The 21,811-nt window shown below is 42.1% G+C and carries 13 protein-coding genes and 3 rRNA genes; 10 read left to right on the forward strand and 6 right to left on the reverse strand.

The window, feature by feature from the left end:
• Positions 1–4 precede the first annotated feature (4 nt).
• Positions 5–946, forward strand: coding sequence for an oxygen-dependent coproporphyrinogen oxidase (hemF, locus tag FJ709_RS00165; RefSeq protein ID WP_226416071.1), 942 nt, complete (start codon positions 5–7; stop codon positions 944–946).
• Between the two features lie 9 nt (positions 947–955).
• On the opposite strand, the gene FJ709_RS00170 is transcribed toward hemF, so the two are convergent.
• Complete coding sequence (locus FJ709_RS00170; RefSeq protein ID WP_226412320.1) at positions 956–1,390, reverse strand: group II truncated hemoglobin; 435 nt, start codon at positions 1,388–1,390, stop codon at positions 956–958.
• 172 nt (positions 1,391–1,562) lie between these two features.
• Here FJ709_RS00170 and FJ709_RS00175 point away from each other — a divergent pair, with 172 nt between their 5' ends.
• Genes FJ709_RS00175 through FJ709_RS00190 form a run of 4 tightly spaced genes read left to right on the forward strand, consistent with a single transcriptional unit; the run spans position 1,563 to position 5,368 of the window.
• Positions 1,563–2,945 (forward strand): amidohydrolase, encoded by a 1,383-nt coding sequence (locus FJ709_RS00175; protein WP_226412322.1) that lies wholly within the window; start codon positions 1,563–1,565, stop codon positions 2,943–2,945.
• Positions 2,946–2,955: 10 nt separating this feature from the next.
• Complete coding sequence (locus tag FJ709_RS00180; protein WP_226412324.1) at positions 2,956–4,227, forward strand: amidohydrolase family protein; 1,272 nt, start codon at positions 2,956–2,958, stop codon at positions 4,225–4,227.
• Between the two features lie 47 nt (positions 4,228–4,274).
• Entirely contained in the window at positions 4,275–5,108 is an 834-nt protein-coding gene (gene aroE / locus FJ709_RS00185) for a shikimate dehydrogenase (protein WP_226412326.1), read from the forward strand.
• Positions 5,108–5,368 (forward strand): DUF1488 family protein, encoded by a 261-nt coding sequence (locus FJ709_RS00190; protein WP_226412328.1) that lies wholly within the window; start codon positions 5,108–5,110, stop codon positions 5,366–5,368. Before aroE ends, FJ709_RS00190 begins: the two co-directional genes overlap by 1 nt.
• A 35-nt stretch (positions 5,369–5,403) precedes the next feature.
• On the opposite strand, the gene FJ709_RS00195 is transcribed toward FJ709_RS00190, so the two are convergent.
• On the reverse strand, positions 5,404–6,624 hold the full coding sequence (locus tag FJ709_RS00195) for a sensor domain-containing diguanylate cyclase (RefSeq protein ID WP_226412330.1): 1,221 nt from the start codon (positions 6,622–6,624) through the stop codon (positions 5,404–5,406).
• 232 nt (positions 6,625–6,856) lie between these two features.
• Positions 6,857–7,408: a gamma carbonic anhydrase family protein gene (locus FJ709_RS00200; protein WP_226412332.1), complete on the reverse strand. Its 552-nt coding sequence runs from the start codon at positions 7,406–7,408 to the stop codon at positions 6,857–6,859.
• 556 nt (positions 7,409–7,964) lie between these two features.
• On the opposite strand from FJ709_RS00200, the gene FJ709_RS00205 reads away from it, so the two are divergent.
• The 4 genes from FJ709_RS00205 to FJ709_RS00220 all read left to right on the forward strand — a co-directional run bounded on the left by FJ709_RS00205 (position 7,965) and on the right by FJ709_RS00220 (position 16,262).
• A 16S ribosomal RNA gene (locus FJ709_RS00205) occupies positions 7,965–9,509 on the forward strand.
• Between the two features lie 397 nt (positions 9,510–9,906).
• Positions 9,907–12,809, forward strand: a 23S ribosomal RNA gene (locus tag FJ709_RS00210).
• Positions 12,810–12,948: 139 nt separating this feature from the next.
• Positions 12,949–13,064 (forward strand): 5S ribosomal RNA (gene rrf, locus FJ709_RS00215).
• Together the 16S, 23S and 5S rRNA genes form the textbook arrangement of a ribosomal RNA operon.
• Positions 13,065–13,775: 711 nt before the next feature.
• Entirely contained in the window at positions 13,776–16,262 is a 2,487-nt protein-coding gene (locus FJ709_RS00220) for a putative bifunctional diguanylate cyclase/phosphodiesterase (protein WP_226412334.1), read from the forward strand.
• Here the strand turns inward: FJ709_RS00220 and FJ709_RS00225 are convergent.
• Both FJ709_RS00225 and FJ709_RS00230 read right to left on the reverse strand, forming a co-directional pair.
• Positions 16,231–17,211 carry an alpha/beta fold hydrolase gene (locus FJ709_RS00225; protein ID WP_226412336.1) on the reverse strand — a complete coding sequence of 327 codons (981 nt, stop codon included), beginning with the start codon at positions 17,209–17,211 and terminating at the stop codon, positions 16,231–16,233. The genes FJ709_RS00220 and FJ709_RS00225 overlap by 32 nt on opposite strands.
• A gap of 88 nt (positions 17,212–17,299) precedes the next feature.
• Positions 17,300–19,120, reverse strand: a complete 1,821-nt coding sequence (locus tag FJ709_RS00230; protein WP_226412338.1) for a DUF885 domain-containing protein — start codon at positions 19,118–19,120, stop codon at positions 17,300–17,302.
• A gap of 224 nt (positions 19,121–19,344) precedes the next feature.
• On the opposite strand from FJ709_RS00230, the gene add reads away from it, so the two are divergent.
• Complete coding sequence (add, locus tag FJ709_RS00235) at positions 19,345–20,340, forward strand: adenosine deaminase (RefSeq protein ID WP_226412340.1); 996 nt, start codon at positions 19,345–19,347, stop codon at positions 20,338–20,340.
• A 79-nt stretch (positions 20,341–20,419) separates the two neighbouring features.
• Here the strand turns inward: add and hemN are convergent, their stop codons facing one another.
• On the reverse strand, positions 20,420–21,760 hold the full coding sequence (hemN, locus tag FJ709_RS00240; RefSeq protein WP_226412342.1) for an oxygen-independent coproporphyrinogen III oxidase: 1,341 nt from the start codon (positions 21,758–21,760) through the stop codon (positions 20,420–20,422).
• Positions 21,761–21,811 lie beyond the last annotated feature (51 nt).

Consider the following 21,811-nt stretch of genomic DNA (forward strand, 5'->3'; position numbering starts at 1 on the left):
TTTTATGCAAAAAGGCTCAGATACCTTAGTTGTACCTAATGTAGAACAAGTAAAAACATTTTTATTGTCACTTCAGCAACGAATTTGTCAGCGTTTAACTGCGCTTGATGGTAAGTCGACTTTCAATGGCGAGTCTTGGAAGCGTGAAGAAGGGGGTGGTGGCACCAGTATGGTATTAACCCAAGGAAATGTATTCGAACAAGCAGGGGTTAACTTTTCTCATGTGATGGGTGCAGCAATGCCGGCATCGGCGACAGCACATCGTCCTGAGCTTGCGGGTAGAAGTTTTGAGGCTATGGGCGTGTCGTTAGTTATTCATCCAAACAATCCTTATATTCCAACAACCCATGCTAATGTGCGTTTTTTTATTGCCAGTAAAGAAGGCGCTGATCCCGTGTGGTGGTTTGGTGGTGGATTTGATTTAACGCCTTATTACCCGTTTGAACAAGATGTTGTTAGTTGGCATCAAACCGCACATGATTTATGTCTGCCATTTGGTGAAGACGTTTATCCTAAATATAAAAAATGGTGTGATGAGTATTTCTTCTTACCCCATCGTAATGAGACTCGTGGTGTCGGCGGATTGTTTTTTGATGATCTTAATGAGCCAGGATTTGAGCAAAGTTTTGCGTTTATGCAAGCTGTGGGTAATGGTTTTATTGAAGCCTATGAGCCTATTGTTGAGCGTAATAAAGCATTGGAATACCAAGATGAAGAGCGGCAGTTCCAGCTTTATCGTCGTGGGCGCTATGTTGAGTTCAATCTTGTGTATGACCGTGGCACTTTGTTTGGCTTACAAACGGGTGGCCGCACAGAGTCAATTTTAATGTCTATGCCGCCACTTGTGCGCTGGGAATATGGTTTTACGCCGGAAGAAGGTACGCCTGAAGCTGAATTATATGAGTACTACCTGAAGCCACAAGATTGGTTAGGGCTGAATAAGTAAGTTAGCTATTTACTGGTTGCGCATGTGATCAGCTAAAGTAGAAATAGCCTGAATAATCGCCTGACGATGTTCAGGCTTTTTTATACATTTATCGATAGCTGCTCGCATGCAAATTAGCCATTGATCACGCATAGATTCATCTATTGAAAATGGCATATGTCTGGCGCGGAGTGCCGGATGACCATATTTTTGTTGATAAAGTGGTGGTCCGCCGAGCCAACCAGTTAAAAATTCATATAGCTTGGCTTCAGATTCTGCTATTGGTGCGCGATGAAGTGCCAGTAGTGTTTTCGTTTCTGGTCGTTGTAGCATTTGTTGATAAAATTCATGGGCAATCGCTTTTATCACTTTATCACCGCCAATTAAATCATAAGCATTAGATTGCTCAATATCTCTGTGATGATCTACTTGCTGTTTCTCGAAAATTTTCTTCAGCCAATTCATTATGATACCGTCTATTTATTTGTTAATTATTATATATCATTTAATCTTTTTCTTACCAGCTACAACCAATGACAACTTTGGGTTAATGTTTTGAAACGATTTAGTTAAATCTTTTTATGTTGTTTGTTCGACTATCTTGCTAAATTGACCTCAATTTCAAAGGAGAACAATAATGACTAAGATGATGCCATCTTTGGTGATGATTGCTGTCACTGCAGCCCTTATGGGATGTAACCAATCAGAAGCTCAAGATCCTAAAGTAACAATTAATAAGAACCCTTATCCAAGTACATATCAAGCTTTACCCGGCAAAAAAACGATAATCAAAAATGCAACAGTATTAACTGGTACTGGTGAGAAAATCGAGAATGCTGACCTGATTATTATTGATGGCAAGATTAGTGCTGTTGGGCAAAATCTAGTTGCAGATGACGCCACTGTCGTCGATGCGAAAGGCAAGTGGGTCACTCCTGGTATTATTGATGTGCATTCTCATTTGGGGGTTTATCCTAGCCCTAATGCTGAGTCGCATAACGACGGTAACGAAATGACCAATCCTGTGACGGCGGAAGTATGGGCTGAACACAGCGTATGGCCGCAGGACCCCGGCTTTAATCGGGCTAGAGAAGGTGGCGTAACCACGATGCAGATCTTGCCCGGTTCAGCTAATTTAATCGGTGGTAGAGGTGTAACATTAAAAAATGTCCCATCTGAAAGTATGCAAGGCATGAAGTTTCCAGATGCGCCCTATGGTTTGAAAATGGCCTGTGGTGAAAACCCTAAGTCGCTTTACGGTAGCCGCAATGAACCACCGATGACACGTATGGGCAATATGGCGGGTTATCGCCAGGCGTTTATTGAAGCGACTGAATATAAGCGTGCTTGGGATAAGTATGAAGCCGATTATGCTGCAGGCAAAAATGCCGTTGCACCTAAGCGCGATTTAACCCTAGATACTTTACAAGGAGTGTTAGAAGGTGAAATCCTGATTCATAATCATTGTTATAAAGCCGAAGAAATGGTGATGATGATTGATTTAGGCAAAGAGTTTAACTATCACTCTGGCACATTCCACCATGCAATTGAAGCTTACAAAATTGCCGATACGTTAGCTGAAAATGGAAACTGTGCTGCTATGTGGCCAGACTGGTGGGGATTCAAGTTAGAAGCATACGATATGGTACTTGAAAATGTTGCCATTGTTGATGCTGTTAAAAACTCCTGTGCGGTTGTGCATTCAGATTCTCCTGTCACGATTCAACGCTTGAATCAAGAAAGTGCCAAAATCATGCACAATGCAAATGCCAATGGTTTTAATTATACAGAAGAACAAGTCATTAGCTGGATTACGACTAACGCCGCTAAGTCTTTAGGCATTGCCGATAAGACCGGTTCATTAGAAGTAGGTAAGAACGCTGATGTAGTTATTTGGAATGTAAATCCGTTTAGTGTCTACGCTAAAGCTGAGCAAGTATTTATTGATGGTGCAAAAGTCTTCGATGATAAAGATGCACGCTATCAAGCTCAAAGTGACTTTTTACTTGGACAGGAATAAGGCCAATAACATGAAGAAAATGACAAAAACGTTACTTGCCTTATCGATGGCAAGTGCCATGTTAGGTACATCGGGTTTGGCGCTTGCTGAATCATTTGCAATTACTAATGCCACTGTACATACAGCCACAGAACAAGGCGTACTAGAAAACGCTGTAGTTGTCGTTAAAGATGGCATTATTACTGCGGTAAATACGGCAAATAGCCTTGCAGCATATGAGGTCGATAAGGTTATCGATGCCAAAGGGGGCGTTGTTACCCCTGGGTTTATAGGTTCAATGAACATACTGGGTCTAGTTGAAATCAGTGCGGTAACTGAATCTGGCGATGCTCAAGATAAAAAAGCGGATATTACTTTTGATCCTAGCTATGCCTACAATCCAAAAGCCAGCAGCATAGCGTTTACTCGCAAAGGTGGCATTACCCGCAATGTTGTTACTTCAGGTGGTGGTGAGGATATCTTTGCTGGTCAAACATTTGTTATCGATCTAACAGGTGGGTGGGATAGTGTTAAACAAACTAATACCGCAGTATTTGTTGAGCTAGGCGCTAACCATGAGGGATCTCGAGCGACGTATTTACAGCAATTAGTTACTCAGCTTGAAAAAGCGCAAAAGTCACTTGAAAAGGCCGCTAAAGGCAAAAAAAGTAAAGATAATGAAGACGCTGAGCCAGAAGCCGCTGACGAAATTATCAATCAGTTACTTGCAGGGGAAAAGCCGCTTATCGTTGCCGCTGATCGTGCTAGCGACATGTTAGCCGTGCTTAAAATTAAACAGCGTTTTAAGCTAAATGTTATCTTCGTTGGCGCAGCGGATGCGGTATTAATTGCTGATGAAATTGCTAAAGCCAATGTGCCGGTGATTATTGATGCAATGCGTAACTTACCTGAAAGCTTTGACTCTTTGCATAATGATTTAAGCAATGCGGGCAAATTAAATGCCGCGGGTGTCAAAGTTATATTATCCAATATCGGCGATAGCCATAATGTGTATAGCCTACGTTATAGTGCAGGTAATGCCGTTGCTAATGGTATGGATTATAATGCGGCTTTAGCCTCAATGACGGCTAATGTAGCGGATGTGTTTAACATCGACAGCGGTAGAATTGCTGAAGGTAAGGTTGCTGATATTGTTATCTGGAATGGAGACCCATTCGAATACAGTAGTCATGTAGTCAAAATGTACATTGATGGAAAAGAGCAAAGTACGCAAAGTCGTCAGGACAAGTTACGCGAACGATACACTACACCATCTGACCTGCCGCGTGCTTATACAAAGTAAATACAGTTGAGTATGAACATGCTGTAATAAGAAAAGAGAGATAATTGATGACCGATTTATATGCCGTATTAGGTAACCCGATTGCACAAAGTCAATCACCGTATATTCATAGCGAGTTTGCTAAGCAAACCCAGCAAAATATGAGTTACCAATCAATACTTGCACCGGTCGATCAATTTGAGGAAACCCTGCGCACCTTTATAAAAAAAGGTGCTAAAGGTGCCAATATCACCGCCCCGTTTAAAGAGCAGGCTTATGCGCTTTGTGATGAACTCAGTGAGTTAGCTCAATTAGCGGGTGCGGTGAATACTTTGTCTTTTACTGAAGATGGTAAAATATACGGCGATAATACCGATGGGGTCGGGCTGGTAAATGATCTTGAAATGCAGTTCGGGCCACTCAAAGATAAGCATGTATTATTAATTGGGGCTGGTGGCGCTGCAAGAGGGTGTATATTGCCAATTTTACAGCATCATGTTGCTCAATTAGTTATCTGTAATCGAACTCATGAAAAAGCACAACAGTTGCAAACCTTGTTTTGCGATTATGGTAACTTTTTTGCTAAACCGATTGAGGAAATCCAGTCGCCATTTGATTTAGTGATTAACTCAACCTCAGCAGGTTTATCAGGGCAATTAATATCTCTGCCGAGTGTTATTATCGATGAAACAACAGATTGTTATGACATGACTTATAGTCAGCATACTACGGCATTCAATCAGTGGGCCAAAGATCAAAACGCACATCAAACGGCAGATGGTTTAGGGATGTTGATTGGTCAGGCAGCTAAAAGCTTTAACCTATGGCGTGGAGTTACTCCAGATACCGATCCTGTTATGGAAAAACTGCGACAGTCACTTGCTCAAAAGGTGTCGAGTTAATGAATCAAAGCGTGATTTTTACCGATCAACTCTATATGGAAACTAATCAAGTGAGATTTATTGCTCAGCAGCAGGGAATGCATATTAACTGTTTTGCAAGCTTTGCAGTAATCAGTGCGCTTTGCGACCATCAAGTGGTTAATGAACATAACGCGGTTCACTTGTTTGAACAATGTCGATTTGATTTAGAAGATAAAGCCGAAGCGCTGATTGAACAAGAAGCTTTCAGTGATAGTGGTGACATATTGCTATTATTATAATGGTGCAACTTAAATAGGCTAATTGAGTTTTTAGCTTAGTTTGTTTTTGATGCTGTTTTTTTAAACTCCTTTTGACTGTACATATTGTTGTCTGCTTGCTTAAACGCACTCTCCCAATCTTGCTCATACTGTGCAAGACCATAGCTAAAATGAATTGCAGGTGTTAACTGCGTTAGTTCATCTTGCATTTTTGTCATTTGTCGCATCAATATTTCAATTGGGCCATGGCATAACGCGACAAACTCATCACCACCATAACGAGCGACCAAAAATTGTGGATGCCACATTGACTTTAGCGAGTTAGCCAACATTTTCAGTGCATCATCACCCGCTTGATGCCCATGTTGATCATTTAATGGTTTTAAGTTGTCCATATCCAAAATAATGATGTAACTCCCTAAATTGGGGTCATGTTGCCATTGCAGAACGGCAGCATCAAATTTTTTACGATTATAAAGTTCGGTTAATCCATCATTATTAGCTAAACTTTCTATTTCTTTCGACTTCTGATACAACGAAATCGCGTTAGCGGCCTCGGATGTTAAAATATTGACTAAACTAATATCGTAGTCCCCAAAAGTTCCCGCTTTAGTACTGTCTAAATTCATCATTCCATAAAGTTTACCTTTAATCCTAATTGGACTGGATAATGTTGAACAAATAGGTTTTGTTGATGCATCTGGTAGAACAAATGGGTCATCATTTTTGGCGCTTTTAGCATTGATGTTACTAATGACAACCGTTTTATGAAAACGTCCCTGAGTTAATCGATATAGAAAGGTTTCTTTTAGCGTAAAGTTAACATTTTGCAGGGCATCCATATTTAGCCCTATAACAGAGGTAAACTGTAACCGATTAGTCATATTATCTACCAATATGATACTGCCCATCTCTGCATCATCTACTGCGGAAACCGCTTTTTGTAATAGTGCATCTAGAAATGATTTTTCAGAGTCATACTTATTCGATAAATTAACTAACTCGTAGGTTGTATCATTGATATGGATAACCTGTTCCAAATGCTGCCAAAGTCGCAACATATTTTGCTTATATATGTAAAAGCTAATTGCATAGCTGGCTAGATACCCGCCAATAATCAACGTTAAATATAAGTAAGTTTGTTCAATAGCTGGGGTAAAAATGATAATAGTGCAAATAAGACACAGAGGAAGAGCGAGCAGCAGAAGATGTTGCTTAAAATCAATATAGGCGATGTGTTTATTGTTAATTCGATTTTTAGTTTGCACTACACTCATCCTAAGTAAAAAAATGAAGTCCAGTAACCGATAAGGTGGGGGACTTTAAACGGTCTGTATAACGATTTTTCAATTCTAAAGTGACAATCTTTGCTAAATATAGACTAGAGTCACGACTTATACACAACTAAGATATAATCATTTATTAATTGATACGATAAATAAAAGTGTTATAGGCATTAAGTTTAAACTAAATGGACCAAGCTTATATTGGTCCATATTAGGCTCGTCATTAGCTCGACTGTTGTAAGTCCACTAAGTATTCATTTTTTAACCGGACATAATTATCAGCTGACTGCGATAAAAAAGCACGTTCAGCATCCGTTAAGGCTCGAATCTGCTTACAAGGGCTGCCAACATATAAATAACCGCTTTGCAAAATCTTATTCGGTGGTACTAATGAGCCCGCACCGACAATGACATCATCTTCTACTATTGCACCATCAAGTAAAATCGCGCCCATGCCTATTAATACACGATGACCAATCTTACAGCCATGTAACATTGCTTTATGCCCAATGGTGACATCGTCACCTATAATTAAGGGATGTCCATCAGGATTAGCAACTGACTTACGGGTTACATGCAATATACTGCCATCTTGTACATTGCTGCGTTTACCAATACGGATCTTATTTACATCACCACGCGCGGCAACTAAAGGCCAAATACTTGCGTCATGGTCTAATTTTATGTCACCGACAAGTACGGCTGACTCATCAACATAGACGTTATCAGCTAAATGAGGGTGGATCCCTTGGTAAGTTCTTACATTCGTAGACATAACAATCCTTATATATTCATGGTTTGCGACAGTATAATGCTTAAAAACTAGCTGGTCAGGCTAAATTATCCGCAAACAGGCCAAAAATAACAAATAACTTTTAAAAAGGGGTTGCGTGGTTTCAGAATCTCCCTATAATGCGCATCCACTGACACGGCACAGCGCGAAAGCAAAGTAGCGAGTTAGGTTGATTTGAAAGGATAAAAACTTCGGTTTCATCATCAAATCAACAGCGAAAAGAAAGTTTGAAAAAACACTTGACGCTGACAACAGGGTCTGTAGAATACGCAGCCCAAGCCAACGACCTAGCGTCCAACGGCGATGTTTGAAAAATTAACATCAACGCTCTTTAACAACTTAAACAAGAAATCTGTGTGGACATTCACAGGTATTGAGTTATTCGAAATTGCTTCTTCTTAGGAAGAGCAATCAAAAAATTTAAACTCAATGCAACGATGAATGTTCATAGCAATATGTACAAAAAGACTTTGTTAACTTCGGTTGATAAAGCAATCAGAATTCATTGAGCCGAAACCTTCGGGTTTCAAAAAAACTTTAATTGAAGAGTTTGATCATGGCTCAGATTGAACGCTGGCGGCAGGCCTAACACATGCAAGTCGAGCGGCAGCGGGAAGGTAGCTTGCTATCTTTGCCGGCGAGCGGCGGACGGGTGAGTAATGCCTAGGGATCTGCCCAGTCGAGGGGGATAACAGTTGGAAACGACTGCTAATACCGCATACGCCCTACGGGGGAAAGGAGGGGACCTTCGGGCCTTTCGCGATTGGATGAACCTAGGTGGGATTAGCTAGTTGGTGAGGTAATGGCTCACCAAGGCGACGATCCCTAGCTGTTCTGAGAGGATGATCAGCCACACTGGGACTGAGACACGGCCCAGACTCCTACGGGAGGCAGCAGTGGGGAATATTGCACAATGGGCGAAAGCCTGATGCAGCCATGCCGCGTGTGTGAAGAAGGCCTTCGGGTTGTAAAGCACTTTCAGTAGGGAGGAAAGGCAGTAGTTTAATAAACTATTGCTGTGACGTTACCTACAGAAGAAGGACCGGCTAACTCCGTGCCAGCAGCCGCGGTAATACGGAGGGTCCGAGCGTTAATCGGAATTACTGGGCGTAAAGCGTGCGCAGGCGGTTTTTTAAGCCAGATGTGAAAGCCCTGGGCTCAACCTAGGAATTGCATTTGGAACTGGGGAACTAGAGTCTTGTAGAGGGAGGTAGAATTTCAGGTGTAGCGGTGAAATGCGTAGATATCTGAAGGAATACCGGTGGCGAAGGCGGCCTCCTGGACAAAGACTGACGCTCATGCACGAAAGCGTGGGGAGCAAACAGGATTAGATACCCTGGTAGTCCACGCCGTAAACGATGTCTACTCGGAGTTTGGTGACTTAGTCACTGGGCTCCCAAGCTAACGCATTAAGTAGACCGCCTGGGGAGTACGGCCGCAAGGTTAAAACTCAAATGAATTGACGGGGGCCCGCACAAGCGGTGGAGCATGTGGTTTAATTCGATGCAACGCGAAGAACCTTACCTACTCTTGACATCCACAGAAGAGACCAGAGATGGACTTGTGCCTTCGGGAACTGTGAGACAGGTGCTGCATGGCTGTCGTCAGCTCGTGTTGTGAAATGTTGGGTTAAGTCCCGCAACGAGCGCAACCCCTATCCTTATTTGCCAGCGAGTTATGTCGGGAACTTTAGGGAGACTGCCGGTGATAAACCGGAGGAAGGTGGGGACGACGTCAAGTCATCATGGCCCTTACGAGTAGGGCTACACACGTGCTACAATGGCGTATACAGAGGGTTGCAAAGCCGCGAGGTGGAGCTAATCTCACAAAGTACGTCGTAGTCCGGATTGGAGTCTGCAACTCGACTCCATGAAGTCGGAATCGCTAGTAATCGTGAATCAGAATGTCACGGTGAATACGTTCCCGGGCCTTGTACACACCGCCCGTCACACCATGGGAGTGGGCTGCAAAAGAAGTGGGTAGTTTAACCTTCGGGAGAACGCTCACCACTTTGTGGTTCATGACTGGGGTGAAGTCGTAACAAGGTAGCCCTAGGGGAACCTGGGGCTGGATCACCTCCTTACCTATACGACTAACTCAATACCTAAAAGTGCAGAGATGCATGTGAGTGTTCACACAGATTACTTGTTAACTTCTTCGGAAGTAGAGTGAAACACACCGCTTGCCGGTTAAGTGTTGTTCTTTAACAATTTGGAAAGCTGATAGTACTAACTAAAGGCGCATAGATGATGATTCGTTGTCGTTTGTGTGATTAGGTTAGTGCGAAAATAATATTGATGCGAAAGCATCAGTATCTTGAGTTCTCAAAACACTGTTTAAGTGTCTTGAATATTCTAAAAACTAAGGCGAGTCACACTTCCTGGTCGGGAGTGAGACAAGTAAAAACCAGCTAGTTGCGATACAGTCTGATTAGTTCATTCTCTTGTTTACAAGGGCAGTGAAACTCATTTGGGTTGTATGGTTAAGTGACTAAGCGTATACGGTGGATGCCTTGGCAGTCAGAGGCGATGAAGGACGTAATAACTTGCGAAAAGCGTTGGCGAGCTAGTAATAAGCATTTGAGCTAACGATATCCGAATGGGGAAACCCGGCCACATAAGTGGTCATCATACAGTGAATACATAGCTGTATGAGGCGAACCTGGGGAACTGAAACATCTAAGTACCCAGAGGAAAAGAAATCAACCGAGATTCCCCTAGTAGCGGCGAGCGAACGGGGATTAGCCCTTAAGTCTATGGGGTGTTAGTGGAATGAGTTGGAAAGCTCAGCGGCACAGGGTGATAGCCCCGTACATGAAAACTAACCATAGATGAAAACGAGTAAGGCGGGACACGTGACATCCTGTTTGAATATGGGGGGACCATCCTCCAAGGCTAAATACTCCTGACTGACCGATAGTGAACCAGTACCGTGAGGGAAAGGCGAAAAGAACCCCTGTGAGGGGAGTGAAATAGAACCTGAAACCGTATACGTACAAGCAGTGGGAGCGGTTCTTGAGACCGTGACTGCGTACCTTTTGTATAATGGGTCAGCGACTTACGTTTTGTAGCGAGGTTAAGCGAATAGCGGAGCCGTAGGGAAACCGAGTGTTAACTGCGCGTTTAGTTGCAAGGCGTAGACCCGAAACCGAGTGATCTAGCCATGGGCAGGTTGAAGGTTGAGTAACATCAACTGGAGGACCGAACCGACTTATGTTGAAAAATGAGCGGATGACTTGTGGCTGGGGGTGAAAGGCCAATCAAACTCGGAGATATCTGGTTCTCCTCGAAAGCTATTTAGGTAGCGCCTCGAGCGAATACCATTGGGGGTAGAGCACTGTTAAGGCTAGGGGGTCATCCCGACTTACCAACCCTTTGCAAACTCCGAATACCAATGAGTACTACTCGGGAGACAGACAGCGGGTGCTAACGTCCGTTGTCAAAAGGGAAACAACCCAGACCGTCAGCTAAGGTCCCAAAGTGTATGTTAAGTGGGAAACGATGTGGGAAGGCTTAGACAGCTAGGATGTTGGCTTAGAAGCAGCCATCATTTAAAGAAAGCGTAATAGCTCACTAGTCGAGTCGGCCTGCGCGGAAGATTTAACGGGGCTAAACATACCACCGAAGCTACGGGTTTGCAGTTTACTGCAAGCGGTAGAGGAGCGTTCTGTAAGCGGTTGAAGGTGAAGGGGTAACCCACACTGGACGTATCAGAAGTGCGAATGCTGACATGAGTAACGATAAAGGGAGTGAAAAACTCCCTCGCCGAAAGACCAAGGGTTCCTGTCCAACGTTAATCGGGGCAGGGTGAGTCGACCCCTAAGGTGAGGCCGAAAGGCGTAATCGATGGAAAACAGATTAATATTTCTGTACCTCTGCTAACTGCGATGGAGAGACGGAGAAGGCTAGGCTAGCGCGGCGTTGGTAGTCCGCGTTTAAGGTAGTAGGCGGTGTTCTTAGGCAAATCCGGGAACACGTACTTAAATGTACACGTTGAGAGCTGATGACGAGTCACTAAGGTGATGAAGTAGTTGATGCCATGCTTCCAGGAAAATCTTCTAAGCTTCAGGTTAGTAGGGATCGTACCCCAAACCGACACAGGTGGTCGGGTAGAGAATACCAAGGCGCTTGAGAGAACTCGGCTGAAGGAACTAGGCAAAATGGTACCGTAACTTCGGGAGAAGGTACGCTGCTGTTGGTGATGGGACTTGCTCCCTAAGCTGACGGCAGTCGCAGATACCAGGTGGCTGCAACTGTTTATCAAAAACACAGCACTGTGCAAAATCGCAAGATGACGTATACGGTGTGACGCCTGCCCGGTGCCGGAAGGTTAATTGATTGGGTTATCGCAAGAGAAGCTCATGATCGAAGCCCCGGTAAACGGCGGCCGTAACTATAACGGTCCTAAGGTAGCGAAATTCCTTGTCGGGTAAGTTCCGACCTGCACGAATGGCGTAATGATGGCCACGCTGTCTCCAGCCGAGACTCAGTGAAGTTGAAATTGCGGTGAAGATGCCGTATACCCGCGGCTAGACGGAAAGACCCCGTGAACCTTTACTATAGCTTGGCACTGAACATTGAACCTACATGTGTAGGATAGGTGGGAGACTTTGAAGCTTCGTCGCTAGATGGAGTGGAGTCAATCTTGAAATACCACCCTTGTAGTTTTGATGTTCTAACTCTGGCCCCTTATCGGGGTTGAGGACAGTGCCTGGTGGGTAGTTTGACTGGGGCGGTCTCCTCCCAAAGAGTAACGGAGGAGCACGAAGGTTGGCTAAGTACGGTCGGACATCGTACGGTTAGTGCAATGGCATAAGCCAGCTTAACTGCGAGACATACACGTCGAGCAGGTACGAAAGTAGGTCATAGTGATCCGGTGGTTCTGAATGGAAGGGCCATCGCTCAACGGATAAAAGGTACTCCGGGGATAACAGGCTGATACCGCCCAAGAGTTCATATCGACGGCGGTGTTTGGCACCTCGATGTCGGCTCATCACATCCTGGGGCTGAAGTCGGTCCCAAGGGTATGGCTGTTCGCCATTTAAAGTGGTACGCGAGCTGGGTTCAGAACGTCGTGAGACAGTTCGGTCCCTATCTGCCGTGGGCGTTGGATGATTGAGGGGAGCTGCTCCTAGTACGAGAGGACCGGAGTGGACGAACCGCTGGTGTTCGGGTTGTCATGCCAATGGCATTGCCCGGTAGCTACGTTCGGAATCGATAACCGCTGAAAGCATCTAAGCGGGAAGCGAGCCCCAAGATGAGTCATCCCTAGAGCTTTAAGCTCTCTAAAGGGCCGTAGGAGACTACTACGTTGATAGGCAAGGTGTGTAAGCGTTGTGAGGCGTTGAGCTAACTTGTACTAATGACCCGTGAGGCTTAACCATACAACCCAGATGGGTTTTACTAACCTTAGTTGTTAGGATGGGACACTTAGACAGTGCGAACTCAAGAAGCTCTAATGAGCAATCAGCTTTCCGAATTATTATTTAATGCTAGTTAAATGGCGTTAGATAACCAAATTTGTCTGGAAACCATAGAGCTGTGGCACCACCTGATCCCATTCCGAACTCAGAAGTGAAACACAGTATCGCCGATGGTAGTGTGGGGTCTCCCCATGTGAGAGTAGGTCATTTCCAGGCGCCAAATAAAACAGCAAGGCCACTCTAATTGAGTGGCCTTTTTGTTTTGTGTCGAAAAATTATTCTTGAGCATGAGTCAAACATAGTGTGGCCGATATGCCCATGTGAGAGTAGGTCATTTCCAGGCGCCTAATTTACTCGAAAGAGTAGTGATAAGCCCGTTGCTAATGCAACGGGCTTTTTTACGTCTGAGATTTAAGCATTAAAGTCGTGTAGCCGATATGCCCATCTGAGAGTCGATTATTTCCAGGCGCCTAATTTACTCGAAAGAGTAGTAATAAACCCGTTACTAAAGTAACGGACTTTTTTATATCTATGATTTCTGGTCAACATCAATCAATGACATTAGATAATGTCAGTGATGTGGTGAATATAAGGATATACGCTTATTTAGAAAAATTTATGCTTATCGTTTGTATTTTGTGTATTTATTCTAGCAATATAGAATGTTATTCAACTTAAATAGACATAGGCTTTAAGCTAAAAATCTGTAATGTTTCTAATTAAGTTCAAATCCGATAGCTATTATAGTTAAATTCCGTTTATTAATTTTTATTATTATTTGCGTTATAATAAATTATTATTGTATCGAAATCTGTTAATAAACAATAACTTTATGGCTTATATTTACAATAAAAATCCTAACTATTCCTTTACTTATTATAAGCTTTGCCGCTAGCATGTGGAATGCTTTACTGATTTGGATATCATTTGTTTAACATACGGAATTTGTCGCTCACATTTATTATTCCATTTTGTATCTTGTCTATGCACTTAGCCATGGTATTTGGAGGATATTACTACGAGTATTCTGATCTCAAGCAGCAGCTTGCTGAAGAGCAGACTGAGCAGTTGAAAAAAGATCTATTTCGTATGCGGCATGTCATCGATTCATCAGTACAAGCGCAAGATTTTAGTCGTATCGATCAAGAGGTCGCTCTGATTTCTACTGATATGAGCATGATGGTCTATGTTATCTTGGATCCTAGCCGCACGATTCATTTTGCAAATCATATTATTTGGCGTGAGAGTGATGCGAGTAATGTGCTTGAAGGTTACTCTAACGCAATTCATAAAAGTGTGATTCAATCCAATAAACCCTATTTTCAAGTTAATTTCGACCGGTTATCTATTCAGGGTTATTATCCCATAACCGATAACAATCGATTTAGCTACGCGCAATCTGTTGAATTGATATATCTCGAGTATGATATTTCTGGGATGATCTCCCAAATATCGGATTCTCTTTTTAATAGGACGGTTCAAATATGGGGAGTTGGTTCATTATTTCTTATTGCTTTTTGTGCTTTACTCTACTGGTTTTGGATTCATCCCTTAAGCCGCTTAAGTCTTAGAGCGAAAAATATTGATACCTCTGATTTTCAGCGCGGAATTATTTGTTCTTCGATTGAGGTTGCATCACTTAGAGATTACTTGGTGCAAGTAAGTGGTAAGCTCAAGCGAAACCAAAAACGACTAAACGATGCTGAGCAGAGGTGGCTATTTTCTGTTGAAGGTGTGCGTAATGGTATATGGGATTGGAATATTACTACTGGCAGTGTTTATGTTTCAGACCGCTGGAAAGATATTTTGGGCTATCAGTCTTATGAGTTGGATAGTGATTATTCTGTTTGGGAGTCTCGACTACACCGTGAAGAAAAAGCAGATGTATTAAATGCGTTACAAAAATATATTGATGGCAAAACTACTGAATATGAGAGTGTTCATAGATTAAGGCATAAAGATGGTAAATATATTTGGGTGTTGGATAGAGGGAAAATAGTCGAATGGGATCAACAGGGTAAACCGGTTCGTATTATTGGTACCATCACTGACGTATCAGGCGATGTAAAAGTTCAAAAAACGGAGTCTGATAAGGATAAACAAGCTCAAACAGGCTTAATTGATTTAGTTAATCGTGAAGCATTGGCTGATTCCTTGTACGACTTGCAAGTTCATAGTCGGAAGGTTAACCAGTTTTCTGTTATTTTATTGATAAATCTAGATAATTTCGCTGTTTTAAATGACGCCTTAGGTGCTGAGTTAGGTGATCGATTATTGATGAAAATTGCCGCTAGGCTATCAAGCGCTTTTTCATCAGCAGATTTTGTTGCCCGCTTAGGGGCTGATGAGTTTATTTTACTGGCTAAAAACTTTGGTAATGAAGTCGGCCACGCTAATAAACGAGCCTTGGCTTTGGCTAGCGAGGTCAGGCAGTTAATTGGGAGAAGCTTTTCTGTTGCCGAACAAGAGCTTTCTATTTCAGCCCGTGTCGGAGTTGTAGTATGTGATGGTGTTGAATCACTTGAGCCTCAAACTCTACTCGGTAGGGCTGATAATGCTCTTGAACATGCCAAAGAGCCAAGATCAAATGGCTGTTCTATTTATCATCCACAACTTGATCATAGTCAAATACAACCTTTTAAATTAAGTCACGAGTTGAAAGTTGCACTAGCTCAAGAGCAGCTGAATTTAGTGTATCAGCCTGTTGTTGATGATGATGGTCATGTGATGAGTGTTGAAGTTTTACCACGTTGGTATCACCAACAGCATGGTTTTATTAGTCCGCGTAAATTTATAGAGGCTGCAGAATTATCGGATTTCATATTTGAATTAGAGCTTTGGATCCTTGAGAAGACATGTCAAGTGTTGCATCAGTTGCAATCATTAGGTGTGCCGACACCTATCATGTCTTTAAATATATCCTCGCGTCACTTCCATCAAGAACATTTTGTAGGCGTGGTATTAAACCGCATTCAAAGCAGTAAGGTGAATCCGAGTAAATTACAGTTTGAGTTAAATGAGGATGTTTTCTCTGTTAATGCCGAATTGGTTAAAGAAAAAATTATTACACTTCAAAATATCGGTATTAATGTTGCTTTAGATAATTTTGGTTCGGGCTTATGTTCGCTGAATCAACTGCAAGGTGTGAGTTTTTCACAGGTTAAATTAGCGGCATGTTATGTTTTAGAGGATAAGCAAGATCCTAGTTCACAAATATTGTTATGCGCATTAGTTGAATTAGCCTCTCGCTTGGATTATCAGGTTATTGCTAAGCAAGTTGAAACTAAATCACAGCTTGGTAATTTAATTCACGCTAAATGTAATGGCTTCCAGGGATATATTTTCAGCCGTCCTTTAAGTGAGGTCGATATTATTCAATTAGTTAAGTCTCAGCTGTCTTTGAGTGTTGTTTAATAAAGTTGATAGCATAGCTTAATGCTTTATTCCTTAGTTTATCGCTTTCGATAAAGACCTCATGATAAGCACCTTGGATCACGACCTTATGACATTGTGCACTCAGTGCGTTGTCCTGTGATTGATTCGTGACAATGGTATCTTCACTTGCCTGTAAAATGAGGATTGGTGTTGGTGAACTTTTGGCTAATTCTGCACAACTCTCTGCTGCATTAATGGCTTCAATCAACCAATGATTGGTCGGTGAGCCAAGTTGTAATTGAGGATGTTTTTTATAACATTCTCTATAGTGTTCATACCTGTGCTTACTGTGTGTTAGATAGTTACTGATAAAGGGTACTGGCTGATAGTCTGTGCCACCAAGAACATAGTTACTAGTGACTTTACCTTCAACTGTTATTGCCGATGTCTTATCAAGACGTTTGGCTAACCATAACACCATCTTGGTATTAAACGGTAAGGCTATACCAAACATAGGTGCTGACAATACCGCACTATCAAAAACCTTTGGATGTTTATGCAAATAATGGGTTGCGATTGCGCCGCCCATTGAGTGTGCCATGATTGATAGAGAATGATGATTTGTTGGTTGGACAATATGTCCGATAAAGTACGAGAAATCATCGACATAATCGTCAAACTTTCCTACGTAGCCTTGATGCGGCTGCTGCGTTAGTCTATCAGAAAGCCCTTGACCACGGTGATCGAGGGCAAAGATGCTGTAGCCTTGCTGAAATAAATCAAAAATTAATTCTTGATATTTCATGTATGACTCTACTCTACCATTACTAATAATAATGGCTTGTTTAGCATCCGGCTGCAGCACCTGACAGTAGGCAATATTAACGCCGTCATTACGACTGAAATAGCTTTGCTCAACACTTTGCCAAAAACGTTGTTGTTCTGGTGTATTGAGTTTTTTTTCAGACGAGAATTTTTTATAAATCATAAGGTCGCAGAATTGTTTTCCTGATAAGTCGATAGTATTCCATTATAGCGTATTTACCCCGCTATAACAGCGGGGTAACCAGTAGAGGCTAGCTTAACTTTTGAGTAATGTAGGCATCTATCATTTGCTCTAGAATAGGCATAGGCACTGAACCATTTTCTAAGATGGCATCGTGAAACTCTCTGATATTGAATTTTTCACCTAAAGCGTCTTCAGCTTTTGCGCGTAAACGTTTAATGGTTAGCTCACCAATTTTATACGAGAGTGCTTGCCCTGGCCAAGAGATGTAACGATCAATCTCGGTGTTAACGTTATGCATAGATAAAGCAGTATTACCGGCCATAAAATCAATAGCTTGTTGACGACTCCACCCTTTAGCATGCATACCAGTATCAACCACCAGTCTTGCTGCACGCCACATTTCATAGGTTAATCGACCAAAGTTACTATAAGGGTCTTGATAAAATCCAGCTTCAAGGCCTAAGTATTCTGAATACAAACCCCAGCCTTCACCAAAAGCCGAAATATAGCTATAGCGCCTAAAATTAGGCAAATCAGTCAGCTCTTTATTTAATGAAATTTGTAGGTGATGTCCTGGAACCGCTTCATGTAATGTTAACGCTTCCATTTCATATAGAGGACGTTTATCTAACGCATATGTGTTTACCCAGTAATATCCCGGTTGGTCACCTCTATCTGAACCCGCGTATCTTCCTGTTGTGTACTTAGGTGCAATTTCAGCTGGCACAGGCGCAATCCCATAGGGTGTTCTAGGGAGTTTACCAAAATATTTAGGTAACATTGCATCGGCTTTTTTAGCAATATATGCCGCTTCTTTTAATAATTCTTCTGCGGTTTTAGGATAAAACTGTGGGTCAGTACGTAGAAAATGTAAAAACTCTGCAAATGTGCCTTTATAGCCAACGTTCGTAATCACTTGTTCCATTTCTGTTTTTATTCTGGCGACTTCTGCTAACCCAAGTTGATGTACTTCCTCTGCCGTCATTGGCAGCGTAGTGTAGTATTCCACTCGGTTTTGATAAAATGCAGGTCCATCAGGTAAGGCAGAAGCAGCGATTTGTTGCCTTGCATTGGGAATGTACTCTTGGGTCATGAAGTCGTAGAAATCTTGATAAACTGGCAACACTTTTTCTGAAATTGCTATTTTACCTTGTTGAGTGAGCTGCTTTTTCTGTGTTTCAGTAAAATGGCTCGGGAAGGTAGTAAACGGTTTGAAGTAACCACTTTGCTCAACGGGAACAATAAAGGCGCTAATGCTATCTTCAAAGCCGGTAAGTGTGACTTTTGCTGGTGTAATACCTGCCGCTAAACCTTGTTGTAACCAAAATGTTTGTTGTGCGAAATAGGTTGGCAGTGCGGCCAGTTTATCTAAGTAATGCTGATAATCATCTGCAGTGTTGAAAGGTGATGTTGCCATACTGGCAATGTAAGCATGGAAGCCGCTTTCAGCAGTGATAGGCAGATAATGATCTTTGAATGTATACATATCAACTTGGTTTTGTAGTTGGTCTTGCAAAATTTTAGCGTTGATGATTTCATCTTTTGATAACTTGCTATTATCAAGCGACTTTAACGTATTCAGAATTTGCTGTGTTTTTTTATTTTGTTCTGATAGTGACTCGGGTGATAAATCAGGCAGTTGTCCTGCGGTATTTTTGTTACCTAAGCTAGCAGCAAGTTCTGGTGAGTATGCTAAATTTAATTGCCATGCATTAGTAATTATTGAGTCTAAAGTAGCGTTGTGAGTGGGTGCTTTGATATTTTGTTTATTGTCTGTTGTTTGTTTTTGAGTGGTGTCGCCTAGATAATAATAGGCTTTTGAACCTGTGGTTGTTTTACATCCAGTGATAGAAAGTAATATCAATACAGGTAGAATGAGCTTACGCATATGAATCCCTTTAATAGACAATAAATTACAAATATCATTATTGCATCACAACATAACAATTCAACTTCAATCATGCTAGTTGATTCAACACAATTATTTGTTACCGATTGTGCATCTTTGATGATTTCTTGCGTCACTTTTTATTCATGCATGTTAAACTTCGGTCACTGGGTGTTCTAAAAATAGAAAACACATTTAGCCTAGAAAATTAATAGGGGTTACGGATGATAGATAAATCGATTCCGCTGGTTGATTTGCATCGCCATTTGGATGGAAATGTTCGTGTTCAAACCATATGGGAGCTCGGCCACAAACATGGCATAGTTCTGCCTGCTGATTCATTAGAAACCTTAGCGCCATTTGTGCAAATTCAAGGTAAAGAGAACAGCCTAGTCGCTTTTTTAAAGAAGCTCGATTGGATGGTTGCTGTGCTAGCTGATTTAGATGCGGTAAAGCGTGTCGCCTACGAAAACGTAGTAGATGCTAAAGTATCCGGCTTAGATTATGCCGAACTACGTTTTAGCCCGTATTACATGGCGATGAACCATAATCTACCTATCGAGGCCGTAGTTGAAGCTGTGATTGATGGCGTTGCTGCGGGCACTAAAGAGCACGACGTTAAAATCAACTTGATTGGCATTATGTCGCGCTCATTTGGCCAAGAAAAATGCCGTTTGGAGCTAGAAGGTTTACTGGCCCATAAAGATAAAATCGTCGCGATTGATTTAGCCGGCGATGAGTTAGGGTTTCCGGGGGATTTATTCACAGAACACTTCAAACGTGTTCGTGATGCTGGTTTACAGATCACTGCTCATGCTGGTGAAGCGGCAGGTCCTGAAAGCATGTGGCAAGCTATTGAAGTGTTAGGTGCGACTCGTATTGGCCATGGTGTTAATGCGATTCGTGATCCTAAATTGATGGAGTATCTGGCTAAGCATCGTATCGGTATTGAGTCATGCCCAACCAGTAACCTGCATACTTCGACTATTGCTGATTATGATTCTCATCCCTTTATGCAGTTCTTCAATTCTGGTGTGTTAATTGGTTTGAATACGGATGATCCAGGGGTAAGTAACATCGATATCAATCATGAATATCGTGTTGCTAAATCTGAAATGGGTTTGACGGATGAGCAATTATCGCAAGTTCAACGCAATGGCGTTGAAATGGCGTTTATGTCAGATAGTGAACGCAAAGCATTATATGCATCAAAAGCCTAATGCTTTTGATGTTGATTAAAAAAGCCAGCAAATGCTGGCTTTTTTGTTGTGACTCCTGCACATTTTTAAGCGTAAAGAATTAAATCACCCGAGAGAACTGTTGTTGACGTGCCTTTTGGCGATAATACACATCAAAACACATACAGATATTACGAATAAGCAAATGACCTGTAGGACTGACGGTTAAACGGCGATCTGTAATGTCGACTAGCTTGTCGTCTAAAAATGTCTGTAGCAACTTTAAATCTTCAGCGAAATAATTTTCAAACACGATATCGAATTTCTGCTCAATTTTTGCCATATCTAGGTCAAAGTGACAGATGATTTGCTTGATTACCGCACGACGAATTTCATCATCACGATTTAAGCTACAGCCTTTCCATAAGGCATGACCTTGTGCATCAATCGCTTCATAGTAAGGGCGGATATCTTTTTGGTTTTGGGCATAACAATCACCAATTTGGCTGATTGAAGATACACCTAAGCCAAGTAAGTCACACTCTTCTTGGGTGGTATAACCCTGGAAGTTACGGTGTAATTTACCGGCATTTTGCAGTTTAGCTAATTCATCATCGGGTTTAGCAAAGTGATCCATTCCGATAAACTGATAACCGGCGCCAGTTAACGACTCAATGGTTTGTTGCAGCATATTCAATTTTTGCTGTGGCGAAGGCATATCAACATCTTTAATTTTACGCTGCGCGGCAAAGCGCGACGGTAAATGCGCATAATTAAATACCGATAAACGGTCTGGTGATAGCTCAATTATGCGTGCAATGGTTTGTGCAAATGTTTCAGGCGTTTGTAATGGTAAGCCGTAAATTAAATCCACGTTTGTAGAAACAAAACCTAACTCTTTTGCTCTGGCGATAAAGTCGAAAATAAATTGCTCGTCCTGTTCACGATTCACCGCAACTTGAACGTCTTTATTGAAATCCTGTACACCAATTGAAACCCGGTTAAAACCAGCTTCTTTTAAGGTATCCAGCATGCTGAGTTCAATTTCACGCGGGTCAACTTCAATTGAATACTCACCAACCTCAGCGAAGGTAAAGTGTTGCTTAATTAATGCGGTTAAATACAATATTTGTTCTGGTTTCAAGAAGGTTGGTGTACCACCGCCCCAATGCATTTGGGTGACAGTGTAATGTTTAAATAACGGTGCGCGTTTAATAATTTCAGCCGCTAAATATTCAATATATTGATCGGCTTTGTGCGAATGACGAGTAATGACTTTATTACAACCGCAGTAATAACAAAGCTTGGCACAGAATGGAATATGAACATATAAAGATAGCTTATCGCTTTTACTGCCCTTAATCGCCGACAGTAAATTTTGTTCAGTGAAGCTGTCATCAAATTCTAATGCTGTCGGGTAAGACGTATAACGTGGACCGCTGTAGTTATATTTCTCGATCATTGACTGATCCCAACCAGTTTGTGTGGGCTGCTCCAAGACGTGTACTCCGAT

Source organism: Shewanella glacialimarina, assembly GCF_020511155.1.
In the GTDB taxonomy this organism is placed as follows: domain Bacteria; phylum Pseudomonadota; class Gammaproteobacteria; order Enterobacterales; family Shewanellaceae; genus Shewanella; species Shewanella glacialimarina.

What these genes read in the sequence shown, in the direction of transcription:
- hemF (WP_226416071.1), top strand. Translation starts at nt 5, where the DNA reads ATGCAAAAAGGCTCAGATACCTTAGTTGTACCTAATGTAGAACAAGTA.
- FJ709_RS00170 (WP_226412320.1), bottom strand. Translation starts at nt 1,390, where the DNA reads ATGAATTGGCTGAAGAAAATTTTCGAGAAACAGCAAGTAGATCATCAC.
- FJ709_RS00175 (WP_226412322.1), top strand. Translation starts at nt 1,563, where the DNA reads ATGACTAAGATGATGCCATCTTTGGTGATGATTGCTGTCACTGCAGCC.
- FJ709_RS00180 (WP_226412324.1), top strand. Translation starts at nt 2,956, where the DNA reads ATGAAGAAAATGACAAAAACGTTACTTGCCTTATCGATGGCAAGTGCC.
- aroE (WP_226412326.1), top strand. Translation starts at nt 4,275, where the DNA reads ATGACCGATTTATATGCCGTATTAGGTAACCCGATTGCACAAAGTCAA.
- FJ709_RS00190 (WP_226412328.1), top strand. Translation starts at nt 5,108, where the DNA reads ATGAATCAAAGCGTGATTTTTACCGATCAACTCTATATGGAAACTAAT.
- FJ709_RS00195 (WP_226412330.1), bottom strand. Translation starts at nt 6,624, where the DNA reads ATGAGTGTAGTGCAAACTAAAAATCGAATTAACAATAAACACATCGCC.
- FJ709_RS00200 (WP_226412332.1), bottom strand. Translation starts at nt 7,408, where the DNA reads ATGTCTACGAATGTAAGAACTTACCAAGGGATCCACCCTCATTTAGCT.
- FJ709_RS00225 (WP_226412336.1), bottom strand. Translation starts at nt 17,211, where the DNA reads ATGATTTATAAAAAATTCTCGTCTGAAAAAAAACTCAATACACCAGAA.
- FJ709_RS00230 (WP_226412338.1), bottom strand. Translation starts at nt 19,120, where the DNA reads ATGCGTAAGCTCATTCTACCTGTATTGATATTACTTTCTATCACTGGA.
- add (WP_226412340.1), top strand. Translation starts at nt 19,345, where the DNA reads ATGATAGATAAATCGATTCCGCTGGTTGATTTGCATCGCCATTTGGAT.
- hemN (WP_226412342.1), bottom strand. Translation starts at nt 21,760, where the DNA reads ATGATCGAGAAATATAACTACAGCGGTCCACGTTATACGTCTTACCCG.